The 25,475-nt window shown below is 26.4% G+C and carries 24 protein-coding genes, 1 tRNA gene and 1 pseudogene; all 26 read left to right on the top strand.

Features of this window, described 5'->3' with window-relative positions; genetic code table 4:
- The first annotated feature begins 8 nt into the window (after window positions 1–8).
- The 26 genes and pseudogenes from AACL01_RS02230 (at window position 9) to AACL01_RS02105 (ending at window position 25,436) form a co-directional block, all read left to right on the top strand.
- The gene (locus AACL01_RS02230; protein WP_339022433.1) at window positions 9–713 is read left to right on the top strand and encodes an ABC transporter ATP-binding protein; all 705 of its coding nucleotides are present in this window, start codon (window positions 9–11) and stop codon (window positions 711–713) included.
- Window position 714: 1 nt separating this feature from the next.
- Window positions 715–1,536: an ABC transporter permease gene (locus AACL01_RS02225; RefSeq protein WP_339022431.1), complete on the top strand. Its 822-nt coding sequence runs from the start codon at window positions 715–717 to the stop codon at window positions 1,534–1,536.
- Window positions 1,537–1,617: 81 nt separating this feature from the next.
- The gene (locus tag AACL01_RS02220; RefSeq protein WP_339022429.1) at window positions 1,618–3,216 is read left to right on the top strand and encodes a hypothetical protein; all 1,599 of its coding nucleotides are present in this window, start codon (window positions 1,618–1,620) and stop codon (window positions 3,214–3,216) included.
- 83 nt (window positions 3,217–3,299) lie between these two features.
- A tRNA-Arg gene (locus AACL01_RS02215) sits at window positions 3,300–3,376 on the top strand.
- Window positions 3,377–3,522: 146 nt separating this feature from the next.
- On the top strand, window positions 3,523–3,948 hold the full coding sequence (gene rpsP / locus AACL01_RS02210; protein WP_339022428.1) for a 30S ribosomal protein S16: 426 nt from the start codon (window positions 3,523–3,525) through the stop codon (window positions 3,946–3,948).
- A 5-nt stretch (window positions 3,949–3,953) separates the two neighbouring features.
- Window positions 3,954–4,448: a hypothetical protein gene (locus tag AACL01_RS02205; protein WP_339022427.1), complete on the top strand. Its 495-nt coding sequence runs from the start codon at window positions 3,954–3,956 to the stop codon at window positions 4,446–4,448.
- Window positions 4,448–5,173, top strand: coding sequence for a tRNA (guanosine(37)-N1)-methyltransferase TrmD (trmD, locus tag AACL01_RS02200; RefSeq protein ID WP_339022426.1), 726 nt, complete (start codon window positions 4,448–4,450; stop codon window positions 5,171–5,173). Before AACL01_RS02205 ends, trmD begins: the two co-directional genes overlap by 1 nt.
- 1 nt (window position 5,174) lies before the next feature.
- A pseudogene (rplS, locus tag AACL01_RS02195) lies at window positions 5,175–5,516 on the top strand (50S ribosomal protein L19); the annotation flags it as partial.
- A gap of 673 nt (window positions 5,517–6,189) precedes the next feature.
- Entirely contained in the window at window positions 6,190–6,945 is a 756-nt protein-coding gene (locus AACL01_RS02190; protein WP_339022425.1) for a DUF3196 family protein, read from the top strand.
- 1 nt (window position 6,946) lies between these two features.
- On the top strand, window positions 6,947–8,233 hold the full coding sequence (gene obgE / locus AACL01_RS02185; RefSeq protein WP_339022423.1) for a GTPase ObgE: 1,287 nt from the start codon (window positions 6,947–6,949) through the stop codon (window positions 8,231–8,233).
- Window positions 8,234–8,252: 19 nt separating this feature from the next.
- Window positions 8,253–8,990 (top strand): NAD(+) synthase, encoded by a 738-nt coding sequence (gene nadE / locus AACL01_RS02180; RefSeq protein WP_339022421.1) that lies wholly within the window; start codon window positions 8,253–8,255, stop codon window positions 8,988–8,990.
- Window position 8,991: 1 nt separating this feature from the next.
- Window positions 8,992–9,489, top strand: a complete 498-nt coding sequence (locus tag AACL01_RS02175) for a hypothetical protein (RefSeq protein WP_339022419.1) — start codon at window positions 8,992–8,994, stop codon at window positions 9,487–9,489.
- Window positions 9,490–9,603: 114 nt separating this feature from the next.
- Window positions 9,604–9,855 (top strand): TIGR04561 family membrane protein, encoded by a 252-nt coding sequence (locus tag AACL01_RS02170; protein ID WP_339022417.1) that lies wholly within the window; start codon window positions 9,604–9,606, stop codon window positions 9,853–9,855.
- Window positions 9,856–9,888: 33 nt separating this feature from the next.
- On the top strand, window positions 9,889–11,259 hold the full coding sequence (locus tag AACL01_RS02165; protein ID WP_339022416.1) for an MSC_0882 family membrane protein: 1,371 nt from the start codon (window positions 9,889–9,891) through the stop codon (window positions 11,257–11,259).
- A gap of 108 nt (window positions 11,260–11,367) precedes the next feature.
- Complete coding sequence (locus tag AACL01_RS02160; protein WP_339022415.1) at window positions 11,368–13,512, top strand: ATP-dependent Clp protease ATP-binding subunit; 2,145 nt, start codon at window positions 11,368–11,370, stop codon at window positions 13,510–13,512.
- 49 nt (window positions 13,513–13,561) lie between these two features.
- Window positions 13,562–14,590, top strand: coding sequence for a heat-inducible transcriptional repressor HrcA (gene hrcA, locus AACL01_RS02155; RefSeq protein WP_339022413.1), 1,029 nt, complete (start codon window positions 13,562–13,564; stop codon window positions 14,588–14,590).
- Between the two features lies 1 nt (window position 14,591).
- A complete protein-coding gene (locus AACL01_RS02150) occupies window positions 14,592–15,212 on the top strand; it encodes a nucleotide exchange factor GrpE (protein ID WP_339022411.1) in 621 nt (206 codons plus the stop codon).
- An 11-nt stretch (window positions 15,213–15,223) separates the two neighbouring features.
- Complete coding sequence (dnaK, locus tag AACL01_RS02145) at window positions 15,224–17,023, top strand: molecular chaperone DnaK (protein WP_339022410.1); 1,800 nt, start codon at window positions 15,224–15,226, stop codon at window positions 17,021–17,023.
- A 19-nt stretch (window positions 17,024–17,042) separates the two neighbouring features.
- Window positions 17,043–18,173 (top strand): DnaJ domain-containing protein, encoded by a 1,131-nt coding sequence (locus tag AACL01_RS02140; RefSeq protein WP_339022409.1) that lies wholly within the window; start codon window positions 17,043–17,045, stop codon window positions 18,171–18,173.
- A 32-nt stretch (window positions 18,174–18,205) separates the two neighbouring features.
- Window positions 18,206–19,309, top strand: a complete 1,104-nt coding sequence (gene mnmA, locus AACL01_RS02135) for a tRNA 2-thiouridine(34) synthase MnmA (protein WP_339022407.1) — start codon at window positions 18,206–18,208, stop codon at window positions 19,307–19,309.
- A gap of 40 nt (window positions 19,310–19,349) precedes the next feature.
- Window positions 19,350–19,943, top strand: coding sequence for a hypothetical protein (locus AACL01_RS02130; RefSeq protein ID WP_339022405.1), 594 nt, complete (start codon window positions 19,350–19,352; stop codon window positions 19,941–19,943).
- A gap of 32 nt (window positions 19,944–19,975) precedes the next feature.
- On the top strand, window positions 19,976–22,024 hold the full coding sequence (locus tag AACL01_RS02125; protein WP_339022403.1) for a DUF2779 domain-containing protein: 2,049 nt from the start codon (window positions 19,976–19,978) through the stop codon (window positions 22,022–22,024).
- Window positions 22,017–22,958 (top strand): methionyl-tRNA formyltransferase, encoded by a 942-nt coding sequence (gene fmt / locus AACL01_RS02120; protein WP_339022402.1) that lies wholly within the window; start codon window positions 22,017–22,019, stop codon window positions 22,956–22,958. The genes AACL01_RS02125 and fmt overlap by 8 nt, the downstream gene beginning before the upstream one ends.
- A gap of 25 nt (window positions 22,959–22,983) precedes the next feature.
- Window positions 22,984–23,538: an elongation factor P gene (efp, locus tag AACL01_RS02115; protein ID WP_339022401.1), complete on the top strand. Its 555-nt coding sequence runs from the start codon at window positions 22,984–22,986 to the stop codon at window positions 23,536–23,538.
- A 13-nt stretch (window positions 23,539–23,551) separates the two neighbouring features.
- On the top strand, window positions 23,552–23,854 hold the full coding sequence (locus AACL01_RS02110) for a hypothetical protein (RefSeq protein ID WP_339022400.1): 303 nt from the start codon (window positions 23,552–23,554) through the stop codon (window positions 23,852–23,854).
- 58 nt (window positions 23,855–23,912) lie between these two features.
- Window positions 23,913–25,436 (top strand): hypothetical protein, encoded by a 1,524-nt coding sequence (locus tag AACL01_RS02105; RefSeq protein WP_339022399.1) that lies wholly within the window; start codon window positions 23,913–23,915, stop codon window positions 25,434–25,436.
- Window positions 25,437–25,475: the final 39 nt, after the last annotated feature.

Here is a 25,475-nt window from a genome sequence, read left to right as displayed (position 1 = left end):
AGTTAACAATGGAAAAGGTTATAGAAATTAAAAACTTATCTAAAAGTTTTGGTCAATCAAAAATTTTAGAAAATATTAGCATTGATATTGAATTTAAAGAACGTGTGGCTATTCTTGGTGGTAATGGGGCTGGTAAAACAACATTTGTGGAAATGATCGGACAAACTTCAAAACCAACAAGTGGTGAAATTAAAATTAATATAGATGGTAATTTAAAACAAGAAATTGGAATTCAATTTCAAGAAGGAATTTGACCAAAAGGTATTACTGCATATGACATAATTAAATTTTATAAAGCAGTTTTTCCAAACTTTAATGATGAAAGAGAAAAAGAACTAGAAGAAGTTTTTGAAATTGGAACATTTGCTAAAAGAAATTTAAATAGATTGTCTGGTGGTCAAAAACAAAGATTTAATGCAATGTTATCTGTTTTAAACAAACCAAAAGTTGTAATTCTTGATGAGCTAACAACTGGTTTAGATATGAGACTACAATTTAAAATTTTAAATTTTTTCAAACAAAGTACTATTAAAGATAATCAAACATTATTAATTGTTTCTCATAATCCCGAAGAAGTAGAACAACTATGTACAAGAGCAATTATTATTGGTGATAAAAAAATATTATTAGATAAATCTGTTGAAGATATTAAAAAAGAATATGGCTCAGTTAGAAAATTAATGGATAAGTATTTTGAAGAGGGGTTAATATAATATGAAAGAATTTAAGATAAAAGGTGGATGACCTGAATTTAAAGAATTATTTTTAGTAATAGGTAAATCATTTTTTAGAGAAGTGAGAGGACCATTGTTCTTATACTTTATGCCAATCTTCTTTATGATTTTATTCTATTACACAATGGGAAGTACTTATGATAAACAAGCTAAAGTTAGTTTATTATTTGCTTACACTTTAATTCCTGCATTAACAATTGTTACCTCACTTGCGCCTTCACTTGTTAATTGAAAAAATTCTATCTTTTTAAAAAGATTAGAAACTGCTGGATTAAGTAAAACAAAATTTTTATTAACATTATATTTATTTTACTTTTTGGCCGGTCTTAGTGGAATTGCTGTGCAATTAACCTTTGCATTAATGTTAGGGGGCAAACCATTTATAGATGCCTTAGGGCACATTAATGCGCTTAGCTTTATCTTGGGAATTGTATTAGTTGTTTTAATGTGTATTGCAATTTCTTCTTTCCTAGGAGGAATTAGCAGTAATGAAGGATCAATGCAAGGAATCGTAATGTTAATATACTTTATTAATTTATTCTTAGCAGGAATTATGTTACCTTTAAATATTGTGGAAACAACAAAAGTTATGCATATCGTGACATATTTAATTCCTTTAAAATATGCAGCAGGGGTTTATAATCACGCAATTAATGAAGATAGTTTTATAGTTCATGCAAACAATGGTAATGTTTTTACAGAGTTTAATGAACTATGACAACCAGCTGTTGGAGCATTAGCAATTATTGCGGCATTGTTTATTATTAATAAATTCACTTTTAAATGAAGTGCTAAAAAATAAAAAGTTGCAAAACTTTTTTTTATTTAAATGACTTTTTTTAATTAATAAACATTTATAATAGTTATATTAAAGGGGTAAAACATGAGAAAAGAAGATATAAACTCTAGTTTATTTTGATTTAGTCTTCACTACATGGTTAAAAATGATGCCGAATTAAAATATATTGTAAGTACTGAAAAAGAATTACTTTATAGGCTATATCCAATTGTTCATTATGGTTTATTTCAATATATGTTGTATCGTGGTATTTGTATATCAATTATTCAAAATGATGAATATATCGAATATTCAAATTATATTTTAGATAATTATGAAGATTTATATAATGCCTTTTATAAAGATTGCGAAGAAAAACCTCATAAAATTAAGTGAGCTAATACTGAAGAAAGAAAAAAATTAGAATTAATAATTACTAGAATTTTTTTCCCATACATTAATGAAAATTGTTTCCCGCAATTTTACATATGAAAAAATATTACAAGAGCTTATGTTGCTGAAATGGCATTGATAACTCAATGAGATGTTAATCATGCATTCGATGATGAGTTAAAAATATCAGAAGTTTTTCCAATGATTTATGCGATGAATTTAGTTAATAACTCATCTTTTTCAACTTTATATGGTAATGTGTTAGCAACACTAGATCAAAAAAAACTTTTACATGATTATTATTATGGAAGAGAATGAGCAGAAAAAGAAGTTAAGTATTTGAAAGACTATTTAGAAATTTTAGAAAATAAAGAAGAGTACAATTTGTTTTTAGCAAACTTCGAAAAATATCGTTGAAAAAATTATAAACAAGATGAAAGACGTAAAGCATTATTTCAACTATCAGTTTTCATTGCAATTAGAATGAAAGAAGATATCAAAGCAATCACAATGCTTAAAGATGGACAAGATGCTTTTGATATTTTAGAAGATTATTTACCAATGTTTATTTATGCTGACAAAACAAGAAATGAAAAATCTTTAATTACAAAAGATAAAGATACTTCATTTGTACTTTCTCCTTATAATAATATGAACTTTAATTCAATCATGTTAAATAAATATATTGATTCTAAAGGTTCATATCATATTGATGTTGATGAAAGAAAAATTACTTATTTAACGCAATCAGCATTGGCAGTATTTTCAAAAATAAAAATTATGTTATTGACTCATAAAACTTTTCCTGAATATATTGAAGAAAGATTTATCATTCCTAAAATTGATTATTGAACAAAGCATTTAGAGTTATTTAAAAAAGAAAAAAACAATAAATTTTCAAGAAGTATTAATTACACTGCTGTTAGCAAAACAAAGTTTATTATTTTAGAATCTGAAATAGATGAATTTATTTCTCTAAAACCAAATTCATTAGATGAAGTTTTAGAATCGAGGGCCTTTATAAAAATAAGTTATTTAATAAACATTTTAATTGGTTTAAATCATAAGTCTACTGAAGTGTTTGAAAGTTTAGATGAATTTATTAAGTATGTTTTAATTGTTTTTGGACCACATCCAATAAACTATACAGTGCAAACAAAAGAAAAGGTACAAAGCGTTTTAGAAGTTTATAAAAAAATTTGTGACATGTATGTTATGGCAAAGAAAAATAAAGAATATATAATTAATTGTGAGAAATATTTAGAATTAGCAACGCACTTATCTAAAAAAATAAATTGGAAAAAGAAGTAGATATAAAAAATAAGTTTTTAAAATCTGATTAATTTATTTTATTTAAACAAATTTATAATTATGTTATTATAAATTTGTTTTATGCCCACATAGCTCAGTAGGATAGAGCATGCGCCTTCTAAGCGTAGGGTCAGAAGTTCGAATCTTCTTGTGGGCGCCATTTAGAAACTAATGAGGTTAGCCTCATTTTTTTTTTTTTTTTAATTTAGGAAAGTTAAGTAATTTTACTTGACACCTATTAAAAATAAATATATAACTATATTTGTATAAATGAATAATTTATATTAATTATTAACGGAGGAATTAATGGTTAAACTAAGATTAAGAAGATCTGGTAAAAAGAAAGCTGCATTTTTTAGAATTGTTGCTACTGATTCAAGAGTTCAAAGAGATGGACAATACATTGAATTAGTTGGTACATACAATCCTATTAATGGAGACACAGAAATCAAAAAAGACATTGCTCTTAAATGATTACAAAATGGTGCACAACCAACTGATACTGTGCGTGTATTGCTTTCAAAAAATGGAGTTATGAAAGAACTACATGATTTAAAACAAACTGCTAAAAAAGGTACAGTTGCTAAAAAATCTACAGCTACTAAAAAACCAGCTACTAAAAAACCAGCTACTAAAAAAGCTGAACCCAAAAAAGCCGCAGCTAAAAGTTCAACTGCTACTAAAAAAGCACCAGTTGCTAAACCCGCTGCCAAACCAGCTACTAAAAAATAATAAGTATGAATAAATTAGATTTAGTTTCTATAGGTTTTTTTAAAGGAACCCACGGAATTAAAGGTGGCTTAGTTTTTGTAATTGATGAACAATATATTAATGTAATTGAAAATAATTTTGTTTTATTTGTAAAAAATGAAAACAAATTTGATTATTATATTGTTGAAAGAACTTATCAAAAAGGAATTAAATTTATTGTTGTATTAAAAGACAATGATTCAATTGGTAAAGTTCAAAATTTAATTAATAAAGAAGTTTTTATAAAAGCAAATCAAGTTATTAAATCACAATTTATAAATTATATTGGTTATAAAATACATGATGAAACCAAATCTGAAATCGGTTATGTAGATGATTTTATTAAGAATTCTGCATATATAACACTAAGGGCAAACCTTGATTCAAGAGTTTTATGAATTCCATGTGTTGATGAATTTGTTTCAAGTATTGATGATAAAAATAAAATTATCAATGTTAAAGACATTAAAGGATTAATATAATGAAAATTTCAATTCTTACACTATTTCCAAACATCATAGATTCTTACACTTCAAATTCAATTTTTAAAAAAGCAATTGAAGCTAAAAAAATTGAAGTTGAAATTATAGATATTAGAAAGTTTACAAACCTAAAACACAATCAAGTTGATGAATATCAAATTGGTGGCGGTGATGGTATGTTGATGATGATTGATCCAGTTGTTAAAGCAATTGAGAGTGTAAAAACAAAAGATTCATTAGTTGTATTAACATCACCACAAGGTAAAACTTGAAACAATAAAATTGCCTTTGAATGAAGTCAGAAATATAATCACATTATTATTATTTGTGGTCACTATGAAGGTATTGATGCAAGAATTAAACATTATATTGATTTAGAAATATCAATTGGTGATTATGTTATTACTGGTGGCGAACTAGCTAGTTTGATTATCAGTGATACATTAATTCGCTTTGTTGATGGTGTTATTCGAAAAGGTTCAGTTATTAATGATTCATTTGAAGATGATCTATTAGATTATGATGCTTTTACAAAACCAATTGAATATAATGGTTATAAAGTGCCAGATGTATTGTTATCAGGACATCATAAAAATATTGAAGACTTTCGAAGAAAAAGTCGATTGGAAAATACTTTTAATAAAAGAGTTGATTTATTAGAAAAAGCTAATTTATCAAAAGAAGATCTTGAATTTATTCAAGAATTAAAACAGAAAGGAAAATAATATGAATTATTCAGAAATTATTAAAGACGTTAAAGAATTTCAATTAAGAAATGATCTTCCGCAATTTTCAGCCGGAGATACAATAAAAGTTAACGTAAAAATTAAAGAAGACAAAAAATACCGTATTCAAACATTTGAGGGTGTTGTTATCAAAACCCAAGGTAGCGGTATTACATTTTCAGTTGTAGTTAGAAAAAACTCAAATGGTGTATTTGTTGAAAGAACACTACCATTACACTCACCAATTATTGATTCAATCGAAGTTGTAAAGAGGGGTAAAGTAAGAAGAGCGAGAATTTATTACATTAGAGGTCTTTCAGGAAAATCTGCACGTATTAAAGAAAAATTAAATCACCACAGAATTAATACAAATACTTCAGAAAATAAAAAAGAAAAAAACAATGAAAATGTTAAATCAGTAACAGCTGCTAAAAAATTAGCTGCTCACCAAAGAAAAAAAGCAAGAGACTTTGCTAAAGTTCAAGAGCAAGTTAAAAAAGCACAATTGGTAAACCAAGCAAAAGAAAAGGCTAGATTAGATTCAGCAAAACCTAAAAAAGCTAAAAAACCTAAAACAACTAAAAAAACTGTAACAAAAAAAGTTGTTAAAAAAGAAACTGCAAAACCAGTAGCTAAAAAAGAAACTGCAAAACCAGCAGCTAAAAAAGAAGCCGCTAAAAAAACAGTAGCTAAAAAAGAAACTGCAAAACCAGCAGCTAAAAAAGAAGCCGCTAAAAAACCAGTAGCTAAAAAAGAAACTGCAAAACCAGCAGCAAAAAAAGAAACTGCAAAACCAGCAGCTAAAAAAGAAGCCGCTAAAAAACCAGTAGCTAAAAAAGAAACTGCAAAACCAGCAGCAAAAAAAGAAACTGCAAAACCAGCAGCTAAAAAAGAAGCCGCTAAAAAACCAGTAGCTAAAAAAGAAACTGCAAAACCAGCAGCTAAAAAAGCAACTAAAAAATAAAAAGTAGGGTGCAGGCCCTTTTTTATTTATAATAATTGTATTAGGTAAACTTATGGCAAAAAATTATTATGAAGAAATATTAGAAGAAATTGAAGAATTAATTAGTGAAGCAAAATTTGATGAAGCTTTAGATCTTTTAAATGTTGAATTAAAAATGCCTTATATTCCAAAAGACATTGAAGTAAAAATGATGAAACTTTTTAAAGAAGTAGCAATTTTAAAACAGGAAAAAATTTCTCAAGAATTGAAATCAAATTGAAGTTTAGAAAAAGTAAATAAAATAATTAATGATCAAAAAAAAGTAGATTTGCATGTAATTGCTTTTTCTAAGTTAAGAGATTTTAATGCAAAAAAAATTTTAGATTCTTTAATAACTTATTTAAAAAATTATAATAATCCAGATGAAGCAAAAACATTTTTATTTTTAGTTTTAGCAGAACAAGAATTAGATCATGTATTTGAATTTAAAAAAGCAAATACCACATTTAAATTAAACCCTAAAAATATTGACATTAATAAATACAATGAAAAAAATAAAATAGTTAAAAAACTTATTGAAGAAGCATTGCAACATAAAGAACCAGTTTTAGCTAGTTTATCGCTGCAATTATTTAATCAATTTACATTTTGTTTATTTCCCGAAGAAATTGATGAAGCCGATGCTTCTAATATTGCATTTAAAGTTATTAAAGAATGTGCAAAAATGATGAATATTGATTTATTAACTTATAATATGAATATAAAAGTTAATGAAGATAAACAAAGATATTTTGATAAATTATTTGAAGAAATGGGAATAACAAACTAACATGAAATTTGTAGACATAGCTAAATTTACGATAAAAGCAGGAAATGGTGGAAATGGAGCCGTTTCTTTTAGACGTGAATTGTATGTTCCAAATGGTGGCCCCAATGGTGGTGATGGTGGTAAGGGCGGAGATATAATCTTTATCGCTAACGAAGGAAAAACATCATTGCTTGATTTAAAAGAAAGAAAAGTCTATGAAGCCGAACATGGTGAAAATGGCGCTAATAAAAATATGCATGGAGCTTTTGGAAAAAACTTAGTAATCGAAATTCCTGTTGGAACAATTTTATATGATGTAAAAACTAATAAAGTTTTAGCTGACTTTACAAAAGACGGTCAAAGAGAGACTATTGCAAAAGGTGGTAAAGGCGGTAGAGGTAATGCTCGTTTTGCCACTTCAAGAAACAAAGCACCAACTATTTTTGAAAATGGGGATTTAGGTCAAAAATATGACATTAAAGCAGAACTAAAAGTTGTGGCAGATGTTGGTTTTGTTGGGCTACCAAATGCTGGTAAATCAACAATGCTAAGATCTATTTCTAATTCTAGACCAGTAATTGCTGATTATCCATTTACAACCATTAATCCTCAATTGGGTGTTTCAATTGATAATCAAGGTAGAACATTTGTGGTAGCTGATTTACCGGGTTTAATTGAAGGGGCTAGTCAAGGAAAGGGTTTGGGTATTCAATTTTTACGTCATGTAGAAAGATGTAGAATCATTTGTCATATTATTGATATGACTGGTAATTATGGCACTGAAGATGTTGTTAAGAATTATGAAATTATTCGTAAAGAATTAGAATCATATAAATTAGATCTAACCCGTTTACCAGAAATTATTGTTGCTAATAAAGTTGATAGTGAATATGCTAGTGAAAACTTAAAAATATTTAAATCTAAATTTAAGAAAACAAAAATTATTGAAACTTCGGGATTAAAAAAAATTAATCTTGATAAATTATTACTTGCAATTGGTGATGCATTAGAGGTTTACAAAAATAATATTTCATTAGAAAAAAATCCCATTGAAGAATATAAAGAATATAAATTTTTTGATAGTGCAAATGATATCAAAGTAATGAATCTTGGTAATGGAAAATGAGAAATTTCGGGAGAAACAATTTATAATATTTTTCATAAAACCCCAATTTCAACATATGACAATTTATTATTATTTAATGAAAAAATAAAAAATACAGGAGCATATGAAATTTTAAGAAAAAAAGGTGCTAAAAAAGGTGATATTGTTAAGATATTTGATACTGAATTAGAATGGATGGATTAGAATAATAATTGGAGTAAAAATGGAAAAAAATTTAGAAAAATACTTAGACTATTTAGTTGAATGAATTAAAGAAGAAGTACACAAAGCAAAAGCAGATGGTGTTATTGTTGGAATAAGTGGTGGAATTGATTCTGCAGTTGTTTCATTACTTGCTAAAAAAGCATTTCCTAATAACTATTTAACAGTTTGAATGCCATGTAATTCATCACAAATGGATTATGATTGTGTAGAAGAATTGATAAATAATAATCAATTAGTTAATGTCACTGTGGATCTAGGAACAACATATAAAGAGTTAGAGTTAAATTTGATAAAAACAAAAGTTAATTTGGATAAATTAGCTTTAGCTAATTCAAGAGCCCGTCTAAGAATGACAACTTTGTATGCACTAGGCCAATCTAAAAAATATTTAGTCTTAGGTACAGATAATCTCGATGAATGACATATTGGTTATTTCACAAAATTTGGTGATGGTGGTGTAGACTTGCTACCGATTTCAGGACTGCTAAAACGTGAAGTTAAAAAAGCGGGAGAAATTTTAGGAGTACCAAAATCAATTATTGAAAGAAAACCAACGGCTGGTTTATGAGAAAATCAAACTGATGAATCTGAAATTGGTTTTTCATATGATGTTATTGATGATTATTTAGATAATAAAGAAGTAGTTAAAGAAGCTAAAATTAGAATTGAACAATTACATAACGTTTCAGAACACAAACGTATTGGTGCACCAAAACCAAAAAGATTTAAGGAGTAAAATGACAGAAAAACAAGCAGAAGTAATAAGTAATTATTTAGATAATGAATTAACATTAGAAGAAATGGATGGAATTTTCGGGGAACTAGTTTCTAATATTTGTCTTTATTTAGCAACCACAATGTTTGGTTTAGAAATTCATGCAATTTTTACAGAAGGAAAAGAATCAAAAACAGATTTAGATGTAATTGTAAGCAAAGCTAAAAATACAATTAAAATTAACAAAGAAGACATTAAAGAAAATTTAGATACAATATTTGCTGATGAAGAAAAAACAGAAACATTTGCTATTAGTTGTATTGAATCAGGAGTTTATGAAATTGAACTTCCTGAAAAATTATTATCATTTTTAAAACAAAACGACATTGAAGTGGATGATTTTAATATTGAAATGATTATTTCATTCAAAAATGAGTTTTATGATTTCTTTATGAATGAAGTTGATATTGAAGAATGAAAAAATGAAATTGTTGAAACTATAATTAGAAATTGGGAATAAACTCAATTTTTTTATTTTTTGTAATATTTACTTTAAAAAAAGATATAATAAATATGTATATTGGGCGATATGCATATAAATAATTAACAGGCAAATAAAAAAATAGGTGGCAATATGTTACTGGCAAAAAATTTCATTATTATGGATTTTACAATTTCAACATGAGTGTTTTTATTGATTTTCATGATAGTAGCTTTTTCTGCACTAATCTTTTATTTTGTGTTTTTATTTAAAACACAAAAATCAATTATGTTTGATAAACAAGAAATCAACATTAAAGATTTTAAAAGATTAGAGGAATTCAATAATAAAAGAAATGATTTAGAAAAAGAAATTTCTAAAGTTAAAAAAATTATTGCAAACTAATAAATTTTAATTTGCCTTTCGTGATGAGGGCTTATGAAAATACTTAATAATATTTTAAGGGATAAAAATCAGCAACCCCAAAGTGATGTTGCTTCTTTTAGTTTTAATCAACAAGGTTTACTGCCAACTGATCAACAACAAGTTATTCAACAACCAATTGTACAACAACCTATCGCACAACAACCAGTTTTTAACTCACTTGCATACCAAAATAATTTAGTTCAAAATTTACAAAAAAATAAATATTATTATAAACCAAGAAACCAACGTACCACTAAATCAAGAGAACAAAAAATTCAAGCTGGATATGAACAAAAAGATTTAGATTTTTATATTGAGCAACAACCAAAACAATTAATAGAAAAAGAATTGCCTGTGAAAAATATTTCTAAATCTTTATTTGAAGAATATGATTATGTCCCTGAATATAATAACTTTAATAATTTTAGTAATTTTAAAGGCTTTGATGCAAAACCTCAAAATCCTCAAAATGAATATGGTTTTAATGTAAATAATATTCAAATACAAAATCAACAATTTTATAATCAACAACAAGAATACATTGAACCACAAGATTTTAATGAATTTGATGGCGCATACCAAAAAATTGAAAAAAAAGATTATATTAATATTGAAATTCCTTTACAAATTGGTCGAGAAATACGAGCAGAAAAAATGCGCTTATTTTTATGACTTGTAGTTGGATCAGTTGGATTAATCTTTAGTGCATTAATGTTGGTTGGTTATTATCGAACATGACAACAAGGTGAAATTTGATTAGGCTTTAAAAAAGCAGATGTAGTTTATCCTGTATTTACAATTCCTTTAACCATCATATCAATTGGAGTTATTCTAATGTCGTTGTTTGACTTTTCCTTTTTATTTGCCAATGTAAGAAAATATCAAATTGGAATCTTTAGTGGAAATGAAACAATTCCTTATTTCATTACTAAAAATTATCGTGCCTTCATTAAAAGAGAAGTTTATGTAACATGATTGGCGTTTTCTATTTATTTTATAGGATCAATAATTTTAATGATTTTATATGGTATGCAAAGCAGATATGAAGCTGGAAGTGATGTTTACTTTTTCTTTTGAAAATTAGGAAGCTTAAAATCATTTTCAACTGAAATAGCAATTAATATTGCAATATTAATTGGTACACTAGTCGGACACGTTGGAAATATTGTATGAACAAAAATGAGAAAAAATAATATTATTTCTTATTATGGTTATGAAATTTTACCTTCAGAAGAAATTAGATATATTAAAAAAAGAACAAACAGAATTTGTTTAATTACATGATTAATAATTATTGCAGTGTTATTGTTTATAATTGTAATTCCTTGATTATTATTAAGAAGAAAAAGAGGGTTACCATTTAATCCAATCGGAAGAAATTAACTAAAAGTTTAATAATAAAAAAATTAGCAGTTGAGTATTGACATTGCTAATTTTTTTATTATTATTAAATTAGCAATTACAAGTCGTGATTGCTAAAAGGAGATAATTATGGATTTTACAAGAACAGATACAATGAATGATCCAAATATATTGGAAAAATATACTAGAAATTTATCTAAGGTTGCCAAAGAAGGTAAACTTGATCCCGTTATTGGAAGAGAAGATGAAATTACTAGAGTAATTAGAATTCTTTCTCGTAAAACTAAAAATAATCCTGTTCTTATTGGAGAACCTGGAGTTGGTAAAACTGCTGTTGTTGAAGGACTTGCTCAAAGAATAAATAAAGGTGATGTCCCAGATTCTTTAAAAAATAAAATAATTTTAGAACTTGATATGGGTCTTTTAATGGCTGGAGCAAGTTTTTTGGGTGAATATGAAGGTCGATTAAAAGGAATTTTAAATGCTATTGAAAAACAAAATGGTGAAATTATTTTATTTATTGATGAACTTCACCTAATTGTTGGAGCTGGTAAAACAGGTACTGGTGGGGGAATGGATGTTTCTAATCTATTAAAACCCCAATTAGCTAGAGGTGAAATTAAAGTTATTGGTTCCACAACATTAAATGAATATCGTGAATACATTGAAAAAGATTCTGCATTAGAAAGAAGATTTCAAAGAGTTTTAGTGCAAGAACCAAGTGTGGAAGAAACTATTTCTATTCTTCGTGGTATTAAAGAAAGATATGAAAATTTTCACAAAGTTAAAATTACTGATAATGCAATTGTGTTAGCTGCCAACTTATCAGATAGATATATATCTGATCGTTTCTTACCAGATAAGGCAATTGATTTAATTGATGAAGCTAGTGCGACTATAAAGGCAGAATTATCTACAGTTCCAAGTGATTTGGATAAAATTAATCGTAAAGTGATGCAATTAGAAATTGAAAAATCTGCATTGCAAAATGAAAAAGATGAAAAATCAAAAGAACGATTAAAAGAAAACATTAAAGAATTAACAAAATTAAAAGTTACTCAAGAAACATTAAGTAAACAATGGGAAGCTGAAAAAAAATTACACAATGAAATTACCAAGCTACGTTCAACAATTGATTCTTTAAAAACAGAATTTGATTTATGCCAAACATCAGGTAATTATACAAGAGCTGGAGAGATTCAATATTCTTTATTACCAACACTTGAAAAAAAATTATCACAACTAGAAGAAAAAAATAAAACAAATTTAATTTCTGAACAAGTTAATGAACATGAGATAACAGCGATTGTTTCTAAATGAACAGGAATTCCTTTAGAAAATTTATTAGAGTCAGAGAAGAATAAACTTTTAAATTTGGAATCTAATATGAAAAGAACAATAAAAGGTCAAGATGAGGCCTTAAAAGCAATCACAAACGCCATTTTAAGAAGTAGAAGTAGAATAAAAGATCCTAAAAAACCAATTGGAAGTTTTTTATTCTTAGGAAGTACTGGTGTTGGTAAAACAGAAGTTGCCAAAACATTAGCAAGATTATTGTTTAATAGTGAGAAAAAAATGATTCGTATTGATATGAGTGAGTTTATGGAAAAACACTCAGTTTCAAAATTAATCGGTTCACCTCCAGGATATGTTGGTTATAATTCCGGAGGTCGTTTAACTGAGGCTGTGAGAAGAAATCCATATTCAATTATTCTTTTTGATGAAATTGAAAAAGCACATCGAGATGTTCTAAATATTTTATTACAAGTTTTAGATGATGGAATGATTACCGATTCTATGGGAAGAACTATAGATTTTAAAAACACAATTATTATAATGACTTCAAACATAGCTTCAGATTATTTAATTTCTACTCCTCCAGAAATGATTAATGATGAAATTATTCAAAAAAATTTATTGAGTTCATTAACACCAGAATTTTTAAATAGAATTGATAATATTGTTACTTTTAATTCATTATCAAAACCTGTTGTAAAACAAATTATTGAAAATTTATTAGAAGAATTATCAAAACGTGTGGAAAAAGAATTAGATATCACTCTTAAATTTTCAAACAAAGTAGTAGATAAAATTTTAAAAAGCGCATATGATTCACAATTTGGTGCAAGACCAATTAAAAGATATATTGAAAAAAATATTGAAACAGTTTTAGCTCACGCAATTGTTTCAAATGAAATTGAAGAAAGCAGAACTTACTTAATAGATGTAAATGAAGAAAAATTTGTTATCGGTAAAGCAAAAAGTTTAAATTAGCAATTGACAATTTAAAGTGCTAAATATAATATAATAAGGAGGTGCTTCAATGTTAACCGATAGACAAAATTCAATATTAAAAGTTATAGTTGATGATTATATTAGAACAGCAACACCAGTTGGATCTAAAAGAATAATGACATTATTAGATTTTCAAATATCTTCTGCAACAATAAGAAATGAATCTGTCATTTTAGAAGAAAAGGGGTTTTTAGAAAAACAACATTCTTCTTCAGGGAGAGTTCCATCTACAATTGGTTATCGATATTATGTTGATAATTTAATGGGGAACATAAATATTGATAGTATTAAAACAGAAATTGAGAAAATTTTTAATAAACGAGGGAATAATGTTTCAACCATTATTGATCAAAGTTGCAAAATAATTTGCGAAATGACAAACCTAGCAACTGTGTTTGTTTCAAGTGATGCTAATTCAAATGTCTATTTGAATAGAATTGAACTTGTTCCTTTAGATAAAGAAACTTCAACAATAATTTGTATACTATCAGATGGACAAGTAAAAAATAAAGTATTTAAAATTGAAAATGAAGTATCAATTGAAGATTTTAAAACTGCAATCAAAATTTTTAATGAACGTTTAGTGAATACAAAAATTGAAGAAATTGAACAAAAAATTTCTTTATTAAAACCTTTGTTAGATCATGAAATTAAAAAAGTAGATTTAGTTTTAAAAAACATTTTTGATGGATTGTTTACTAATTCATTTACACAAAAAAATACAAGTGGCTTGAAATATCTTTTAGATAACCCTGAATTTAATAACCCTGAAAAAATTAAACAAATGCTTGAAGTTCTAGAAAATATTTCACCATTTCAATGGTTTGATAAAACCGGTTCAGAACAACATCAAAAATCAAATATTCTTATCGGTCAAAAAGATGGCTTAAAATATGACGATATTGCAATGGTTGGTAAAAAAATTAATTCTCCTAAATTGGGTAAAGTTGGAGATTTAATATTGGTTGGACCAAAAAGACTTCAATACAATGTTGCTTTAGAAGTTTTAGAGTGATTAAAAAATAAAATAAATAACGAATTTGATAATGGGGTGTAGCATGGCAAAAAATAATAAAAATATAAATGATGAAAAAAAGCAAGATGAATTAAAAGAAAATCAGAAGCAAGAACAACATCAAACAAATGATAATCAACAAAAAGTTAATAATCAAAATGAACAAAATGTAGATTCTAAAAATGAACAAGAAACTAAAGTGATTTCTGATAAAGATATTATTAAAAAACTTGAACAAGAAGTTAAAGAATTAAATGAAAAAATTTTACTTGAAATTGCAGATAAAAGTAATTCAGTGAAAATGTTTAAAAAAGAAATTGAAAGCAGTAAAAAGTATGGTGGTCGTTTCCTTGCTGGAGATTTATTGCCAGCAATTGGAATGTTGAAGCAAGTAATTGCATCATCACCAGATAGTCCAGAGATCAAAAATTATTTAATTGGTTTTGAAATGATTGTTAAGCAAATTGAAGATGCTCTAGAACGTAATGGTATAAGTCAAATTATCGTTAAAGTTGGAGACAAATTCGATGCTAACTTTCATGAAGCTGTAGAACAAGTTGAAAGTCCTAAAATGGAATCTGGTCAAATTGTGGAAATCACAGCAAATGGATATAAAATACATGATAAAGTTATAAAACACGCAATGGTTAAGGTTGCAAGATAAGGAGAAAAATTATGGGAAAAGAAAAAATATTAGGTATTGATTTAGGTACAACAAATTCATGTGTTGCCATCATTGAAGGTGGACAACCATTAGTTTTAGAAAATCCAGAGGGATTAAGAACAACTGCTTCAGTTGTTGCAATTAAAAATGGAGATATAATTGTTGGTGGTGCTGCAAAAAGACAATCAGTTACTAATTTAAATACAGCCATTTCAATAAAAAGATTAATGGGGACTACTAAAAAAGTTAAATTAGAAAACAAAGATTACACACCAGAACAAATTTCTGCTGAAATTTTAAGATACGTTAAAAAATTTGCTGAAGAAAAAACTGGTTCAAAAATTAAGAAAGCAGTTATTACAGTTCCTGCATACTTTAACGATGCTCAAAGAAAAGCAACAAGAGATGCTGGTAAAATTGCTGGATTAGAAGTTGAAAGAATTATTAATGAACCAACTGCAGCTGCATTAGCTTATGGAATTGATAAAAAAAATCAAGAATTAAAAGTATTAGTTTATGACTTGGGTGGAGGAACATTTGACGTTTCTGTACTTGAATTAGTAGACGGAACTTTTGAAGTATTATCAACATCAGGAGATAACAAATTAGGTGGAGATGATTTTGATCAAAAAATCATTGACTTTATTATCGATGAAATTAAAAAAGAATCAGGGCTAGATTTATCAAATGATAAAATGGCATTACAAAGATTCAAAGATGAAGCTGAAAAAGCAAAAATTAATTTATCATCACAATTAGAAACAGAAATTCATTTACCATTTATTGCAATGAATGCAAATGGACCTGTTAACTTTTCAACAAAATTAACTAGAACAAAATTTGATGCAATGACTAAAGATTTAGTTGAAAGAACAAAAAAACCAGTTCTTGATGCATTGAAAGAAGCAAAATTATCAGCTGATAAACTTGATCAAGTTTTATTAGTTGGAGGTTCAACTAGAATTCCAAGTGTACAAAACTTAGTTAAATCACTATGTGGTAAAGAACCAAACAAAACTATTAATCCAGATGAAGTTGTTGCTATGGGTGCAGCTATTCAAGGTGGTGTATTAGCTGGTGATGTAACAGATGTACTTTTATTAGATGTAACACCATTAACTTTAGGAATTGAAACAATGGGTGGAATTATGACACCATTAATCAAAAGAAACACAACTATTCCAACAGAAAAATCACAAATATTTTCAACTGCTGTTGATAATCAACCTGCTGTTGATATTAATATTTTACAAGGTGAAAGACCAATGGCTGCTGACAATAAATCACTTGGGCAATTTCAACTAAGTGGAATTAAACCAGCACCTAAAGGTACTCCACAAATTGAAGTAACATTTAAAATTGATGCAAACGGTATAGTATCAGTTTCTGCAAAAGATAAAGCAACTAATGAAGAAAAATCAATTACAATATCAAATTCAGGAAGTTTATCTGATGCCGATATTGAAAAAATGATTAAAGAAGCAGAAGAAAATGCTGAAAAAGATGCTGTTAAGAAAAAAAATATTGAAACAAAAAATAAAGCTGAAAGCTATTTAAACATTATTGAATCAGCAATCAATGATCCAAATGCGAATGCAAGCGAAGAACAAAAAGCACAAATTAAAGCATTATCAGATGAAATAAATGATTTAATTCAAAAAGAAAACTATAGTGCATTAGAAGCTAAAATGAATGAATTAGAAGAAATGATGAAAATGGCTTCTCAAATGGCAGCAAGTCAAGCGGGAAATAATACCACTGACGAAAATAAAACTGATGAAAACTCATCAGATAATGACAACAAAAATTAAGTAAGTAAGGAATATTAAAATGTCTGACAATAAACAAAAAAGAGATTATTATGAGGTATTAGGCATTTCAAAAAATGCTGATAAAGATGAAATCAAAAAAGCATTTAGAAGCTTGGCTAAAAAATACCACCCAGATATAAACAAAGCTCCAGATGCTGAAGAAAAGTTTAAAGAAGTTTCAGAAGCTGCTGAAGTATTGCTAGATCCACAAAAAAAAGCTATGTATGATCAATATGGACATGCTGGTTTAAATCAACAAGCCGGTGGGTTTGAAGGTTTTGGGGGATTTCAAGATTTCTTTAGTAATGCTGCTGGTGGCGGAGATTTCTTTTCTGATATATTCGGTTCTATGTTTGGTGGTGGCCATTCAAGAAGAAATGCAAGCGAAACAAGTGGTGCCAAAGACATTTTAATTAAAATAACACTTTCTTTAAAAGAACTTATTAGTGGGTGCACTAAAGTTTTAAAAACTAAAATTGATGTTGTTTGTAAAGATTGTTCAGGAGTTGGTGCGCCAAATCCTAATGATGTGAAAACATGTTCTAATTGTAATGGTGCAGGTACTGTTTATGTTACTCAACAAATGGGACCAATGCAATTTAGAAGTCAAGAAGTTTGTCATAAATGTTCTGGTAAAGGAAAAGTATTTATTCACATTTGTAAAAAATGTTCTGGTAAAGGAATTAATAAACAAGAACAAGAAATTGATTTAAAAATTCCTCAAGGAGTTATTCCTGGACAACAAATTCAATTTAGAGAACTTGGTAATTATGCCGCAAATGGTCGAAGAGGAAATATTTATGCAGATATTGATGTTCAATTGCCAGTTAAAGTGAAATTATTAAGAAATTATGATCTTGAATTACAATTTGATGTTAGTTATTTAGAAGCTATTACTGGTTGTGAAAAAACATTTAATTTTTTAGGTCAAAATTTAAATGTTAAAATTCCTCAAGGAGTTGTTAACGGTGAAGTAATAGTTTTAAAAAATCAAGGATTGTACAAAGGAACAAGTAGTTTTTCAAAAAGAACAAATTTAAACATTGTTGTAAACATTGTGGTTCCCAAACATTTATCTAAAACTGAAAAAAAACTTATTGATGAATTAAATAAAGAAAGTAATTTTTCACCAAAAAACGATGTTTTTTAAAAACATCTTTTGTTATTTAAAAGGATATTAAAATGAAAAAAGTTATTGTTGGGCTTAGTGGTGGAGTTGATTCTGCTGTTGCCGCACATTTATTAATAAAACGGGGCTATCAAGTAGAAGCTCTTTTTATGCGTAATTGAGATAGTGGTATTAATAATGATTTTTTAGGTAATAAAAATGAATCAGAAATATGTCCTCAAGAAGTTGATTACAATGATGCAAAAGAAGTTGCTGAAAAACTAGGCATTAAGTTACACAGAGTTGATTTTATAAAAGAATATTGAGATTATGTTTTTAAATACTTTATTGATGAATATAAAAAAGGGAGAACTCCTAACCCAGATATTTTGTGCAATAAATATATTAAATTTAATATGTTTTTAAATTATGCGGTTAAAGAATTAAATGCTGATTATATTGCAACTGGGCATTATGCAGGTGTTAAGTTTAATAAAATTACAAAAAATTTTGAGTTATTAAAAGGCAAAGATAATTCTAAAGATCAATCATATTTTTTATCTGAACTAAATCAAGAAAAACTTTCAAAAACTTTATTTCCATTATATGAATATGAAAAAGCAGAAATAAGAAAAATAGCTAAAGACAATTCTTTGCATATTTTTGAAAAAAAAGATTCGACAGGAATTTGTTTTATTGGTGAAAGACAATTTACAGAATTTTTACAAAATTATATTTCTAATCAACCTGGTGATATTGTTGATATAAAAACTAACAAAGTTATTGGCCAACATATTGGGGCAATGTATTATACAATTGGACAAAGAAAAGGTTTAAATCTTGGTGGTCAAAAAGAACCTTATTATGTGTGCGGAAAAGATATTGAAAAGAAAATTATTTTTGTTTGCCCTTTATCTGATGGTCGTTTTTTAAATAGCGATAAATGTGAAGTTGAAGATTTTAATTGAATTGTAGATCATAAAAAATATGCTAATAATAAATTTGAATGTACTGCCAAATTTAGATATCGTCAAGCTGATATTAAAGTAACTGTGGAAATGGTTGATGAGAATAACTTAAAAGTATTTATGGATACTCCAATTAGAGCAGTTACACCCGGCCAAGAGTGTGTACTTTATTTAAATGAAATTTGTCTTGGTGGGGGAAAAATAAAATAATTAAAGTATAATATTTAGGAGAAGGTAAATTATCATGGGAATGAGTACAATTATTATCCTTGGACTAGTTGTTGTTGTTGCAATATTTATTATTGTTACTTCAATAACAGGTAGAGGAGCTCAAAAAAAAGAACAAGAAAAAAGAAAAAAAGTTGTTAGAGAAGAAATTAAATTTTGATTAAATTCCAACAGAAATTTAAAAAATGTTATTGTTCAATATGACACTGTTTATGCACGAAAAGGTGCTGAATATAAATATCGTGATGTGTTTGACGTTATTGTTTCTATTTATGAAGCTAAGACAAATTTATTTAGAGAAAAAATTGCTCTTGAAATTGAAGGTATTACTACCAAACAAGATAAAAAAACTTATACTACAAAATGAATTGTTAATAAACAATTAGATACTGAAGAAACTGAAAAAAGAGTTGCTATTGCTGAGAAGAAAATTAAGTTATCTAAAGCAGAAAGAAAAGCTTTAAAAATAGAAGAAAAAGCTCGTTTAAAAAAATTAAAAATTGATGAAAAAAATTTAAATGCGCAACAGAGAGAAAAATCGCTTGAGCTTAAAAAATCAAATTATATAGATAAATCAGTAAAATCTGATGGTGACAAATGAGTTCCTAGAAAATAGGAATTTTTTTATTTAAAGATTATAATAATTGTATGAAAAATTATGTAAGCAAAGAAACTTTTAAAAATTATTTAGGAAATTGTCCCAAGGTTGCTTGAGCACTTTCTAATATTCAAAATTTTAAAAAAGCTGCAGAGTTACAAAAAAACAAAAAATACATTTTTAAAATTGATAAAAATGTAGAAGAAGAAGATAGTTTTAATAATTCAAGAGCATTTAATAATCTTGAATATTATTTATACTTATTAGAAAAGAATGAATTATCTTTAGAAGAATTTGAAAACAAAAAAAAGTTTATGTCAATTTTTTCAGATGATGGTTTAATAGATGATCAATTTGCTGGTTCTTCAATTGAAGATGGTAATCTTGTGGGTGAACTTGCGAGACAATTGTTTATTAAAAAAAACTTAATTCAAAACCAAAAAAACAATGAAGAAAAAAGATGCGAAAGTTTAGAACTTATATCAAATATGAATGATGCAATGGCAAAAACAAAAGCATATTTAAATGATGAAAATGTTCGATATCTTTTTGAACCAGCATTCATTGCTATGAATGGCAATCTAAGAACTAGATGTGACATCTTAGTTAATAATGGAAATAATCATGTTGAAATTGTTGAAGTTAAAGCAACAACATCTATTAAACAAGAACACTTTTTAGATTTGTATTACCAAAAGAAAATTTTAGAAATGTGTGGATTTATTGTTGATCAAGTTTCTCTATGCATTATTAGTAAAATGTATTGAAAAGGTGCAATAGTTGATAATGATATTGAAATTGAAAAATATAAATATGAAGATTTTGAAAATGAATTAGAAGAATTAATTGATTCTGAACTTGAATATAATGGTATTGACGATGACATTGACATTGACAAATTACTAGTAATTTATTCAACATATGAAAAAAGTAAAAGTTCTAAAAATATTATTGAAATTTTAAATAATATTGACACATTAATGGACTTTGAAACTTATGTTGAAAACATATCTCAATATTTAGACAACCCAATTCTAAATAGTGAAACATGTAATAAAATTGCAATTAATTCACAAATTGATAAAAAAACTTGAGTCGGAATGTCAGAAGAAAAATATTGCCATCATGTTTTAGAATGATTTGATGATAAAAAACTTAATGTTTTTGATTTAGGTTTTAGAAATAAATCATTGAGTGCTGAAATCAAAATTAAATACGGAAAAATTTATTTAGATGATTTTGATATTGACAAATTAATAGCACAAGATAATAAATTTGATGTACAAAAACCAAAATTTCAAATGCAAGTAATTAAAAGATGGCTTGAAAACAAACCGTTTTCTATTTTTAATCCTAAATCAATTTCTGATATTAAGAATATGATTTATAAATGATATTCAAAATATCCAATTTATATGTATGATTTTGAAACTTCAATATGAGCAATTCCTAAATTTAATAAATCAAAATCTTATCAACAGATTCCATTTCAATATTCACTTGATATAATTTGTGAAAAGAATTGATCACATGATTCTAAAATTGTACATACACAATTTTTAGCTAAAGAACGAAAAGATCCTCGAGAAATGTTAATTAAACAAATGATTAAAGATATGTTTTTAAAAGGTCCAGGAATTTATGTTGCATATAATTATTCATTCGAAAAAAGTGTTATTAAATCATTGATTGCAGCATATCCCAAATATGAAAAACCATTAGCTTTCATTTATAACAACACAATAGATTTAATGAATTTCTTTTCAATGGCTTCAAAAAATTTAATGAATACATCTAAGGAATCAACATGAATATATCATCCAAATTTTAAAAAATCTTATTCAATTAAATATACTCAACCAGCACTTTACCCAGAATTGTCATATGATGATTTGTATATTAACAAAGGAACAAAGGCAAGTGAATCATTTAGAATGTATATTGATGAATTTACTTCACAAGAAGAATGGGATGAATCAATTTATAATAATATGCTTAAATATTGTAATAGAGATACAATGGCGATGATTGTGCTTTTAGAAGCCATTTTAAAATCACTAGAAAAATTTGAGAAAGAAGGATACACACATAATGTTTAATATTATTTTTTGCGGAACACTTGATATATCAAGAGACATTTTAAAAACTTTATTTGAAAATAAACATTACAACATACTTGGTGTAATTACTCAAACCGACAAAGAACAAGGCAGGGGTCAAAAAATTAGTCAAAATAGTGTGAAAAAATTTTGTATAGAAAATAATATCAAATGTTTTCAGCCTACAAAAATGAAAGAAATCTATGACGAAGTACTAAATTTAAAACCAGATTTTTTAATTACTTGTGCTTATGGAAAAATTTTGCCAGAATCATTTTTAAATATTTTTAAAAACAGCATTAATTTTCATGCAAGTTTACTTCCAAAATATCGTGGTGGTAGTCCAGTTCAAAAAGCGATTGCAAATGGTGAAAAAGAAACTGGAATTTCACTTATGAAAATGATTAAACAAATGGATGCAGGAGAAGTGTATTTCCAAAAATCTATTTTGATTGAATTGCATGATAATGCTCAAGATATTTTTGCAAAACTTTCTAAAATTTCTTGTGATATAGTTGGTAAGGAATTAATTCAAGTTTTAAATGGAGAGTTAAAGGGAAAACCTCAAGATGAAAGCAAAGTTACATTTGCATATAATCTAAAAAATGAAGATGAAAAAATTGATTGAAATAAAACAAGTTTAGAAATTCATAATTTTATTAGATCTTTAGCAATTAAACCCGGAGCATTTTCAATTTTAAATAATGCAAGAATTAAAATTTTAGCTTCAGATTTGCCAAGTGAACAACAATCATTTAAAAAACTTGATTTAAAAGTAGGTACAATATTTGATATTAATAAACTAGGAATGTTTGTAAAAACTATTGATGGTGCAATAATTATTAAATTAATTCAAAAAGAATCAAAAAATATTACAGAAACAAAAGCATTAAAAAACAACCCTCAATTTCTAAATAAAATTTTTAATGTATAATTATAATAATTGTTAAGGAGAAAATATGTCTGCAAATGATTTAAAACCAGGAGTAACTTTTATATACGATAATAATTTGTTTGTAGTTTTAGAAAGTTCATTTTCTAAAACCGGAAGACAACAAGGAAAAGTATCTGCAAAAGTAAAAAATTTAAGAACTGGCGCTAGGGTTGAATTAACCTTTACTGGTGGTGAAAAAGTTCAAAAAGCTTTAATTGAAAAAGTTGATATGCAATATCTTTATAATGATGGAGAAAATTGCATTTTAATGAATGTTGATTCATATGAACAAGTTGAAATACCTGTAAAAACATTAGAATGAGAATTGAAATTTATAAATGATGGAACAATGGTTAAAATGTCACAATTTAATAATGAATTGCTTGGAATAACAATTCCTGATAAAGTGGAATTAATTGTTTCAGAAACTGAACCAGCTGTTAAGGGAGATACAACTTCTGGAGCACAAAAAAAAGCAGTACTAGAAACAGGTCATAAATTAAACGTGCCATTATTTATTAAAGATGGTGAAAAAATTGTTGTAAGTACTAATGATGGCAAGTATGTTGGAAGAGCATAATTAAGGAGTTTAGATGTATTTAGAATATTTAGAAAATGATAAAGGAAATGTTCAAATTTCTCAAAATGTCATTAAACAAATGATTGATAGAGAGTTAGTAAAAGAATTTAAACAAGTGTATCAAAACTTTGATGTTGGTGTATTTATTGAATCAAATAAAGATATTCGTGTTTTTATTAAATACTTTTATGATGCAGAAAATCCTAAAAGCATAATTATAAATGAAGAAAAGATTATAAATTTATTAGAAGATATTTTTAGAAATTTAACAAGAAGATCTCCACAAAACATTTGCATTGCATATTTAAGAAAATAAGCATTATTGCTTATTTTTTTAAATGTAATAAAATATATATTAATAAATAAGGTTTCTCATGGTTGACGCAATTACAAAATATAAAAATAAAACAATTTCATTTACCACAAAAGAAAAAAGGTTAATTCCAGATAGACCGTATGTGAATCAAGATTATGGTCAAGATGCCCTTGATCTTATTTACAAGTTTAATCTTGATAACAAACCAAAATTTAAGCACCTAATTAAAGCATTTTCAAAAATTGAATTATTAGAAGATGATAATTTTTATAAGTCAGATTTGAAAAAATTTTGAGAGCATCACTTTAATAACCTATTAAAGTTATATTGAAATGATTTGTATAAAATTGATGAAAATAAAGATAAATTTCAGGATAATTCTATTGAAAATTGAAGAGATAGATTAGGAATCAAAAAACAACTAGTAAATCCGATTGATATTAGAATGAATCTTATGAATAGAAATGGGATTGATAATAATTCAAATTCGAGTTACAGTGCATTTTCAAATACCCAACACGATAATATGGAGGTTTTTGAAAGCAACAACTTACCAGTTGAAGATGAAGAAGAGATTGTTATAAACCAAGCACCAGATCCAGAATTATTAAATTTTATAAATGATGGTAAAAAAACTAAAGTTAAAAAATCTAAAGAAGAAAAAAAATCAGTTGAAAAATCAGTTGAAAAATCAGTTGCCAAAGTTAAAAAACAAAAAGTTAAACTTTCATGAATTGAAAAACATAAATTAAAAAATAAAGCAAAGAAAAAAGCCAAATTAAAAAAACAAGCAATTAAACAAAAACAAAAAGTAGTTATACAAAAACAAGTTAAAAAACTAGATAACCAAAATTTATTAAGTAATGTTAATTTAGCAGACTTAAACAATAATGAATCTGAAGGAATCATAAATGCAGATTTCTTTGCAAAACAATTTAATGACAATATTCTTAATGACAATTTAACTAAAATAAATATTGAAAAGTTTAATATAGAGAGAAAAAAATCTGTGGAAGATTATAAAATGAATGTTATTGATGAGTTTAACGACAAGTCAAAATACAGTTTAGATTTTTTTGCAGAAAGAGAAATTGATATTTTCGATAAAAATGATGATATTAGTAAAAAACCTGTAATTTCTAAAAAACCAAAATCAATTAATCCTAATGAAAAAGAAAGATTAATTGATTTAAAAGAAAAACTTTTAGATGATTTAAAAAAAGAACTTAAATATAAAAGAACAATGGCTAAACTTAATAAAAAGAATGAAAAAATTTTAAACAAATCATTAAAAAAATCTGATAAAAAACATATGGATGAAGTTAAAAAAAGACGTAAATGAAACAAAGAAACATTAAAAAAATATGACAACATTGGTTCAAAAAAAGAAGAAAACAAACTTGACAAAATGTTAGCTAATAAATCTAAGTTAAATATAAAAGAAGTGCGCTTTAAAGACTTGGCAAATAAAGAGTTAACACTAAAAGAACAACAAAAAATGTATGAAATTGATTCAAAAATAATTGATTCTCAAAAAGAGATTGCACTTATTGAATCAAAATTACATAAAAAGAATAAATAGATTTTGTTATAATTAATTAAAGTTAAATAGGAGTAAATA

The sequence above is a fragment of the Spiroplasma endosymbiont of Crioceris asparagi genome, from assembly GCF_964020035.1.
In the GTDB taxonomy this organism is placed as follows: domain Bacteria; phylum Bacillota_I; class Bacilli_A; order Mycoplasmatales; family Mycoplasmataceae; genus TIUS-1.
Note: the sequence above shows the minus strand (reverse complement) of the source record. Positions and strands in the feature narration are given on the sequence as shown.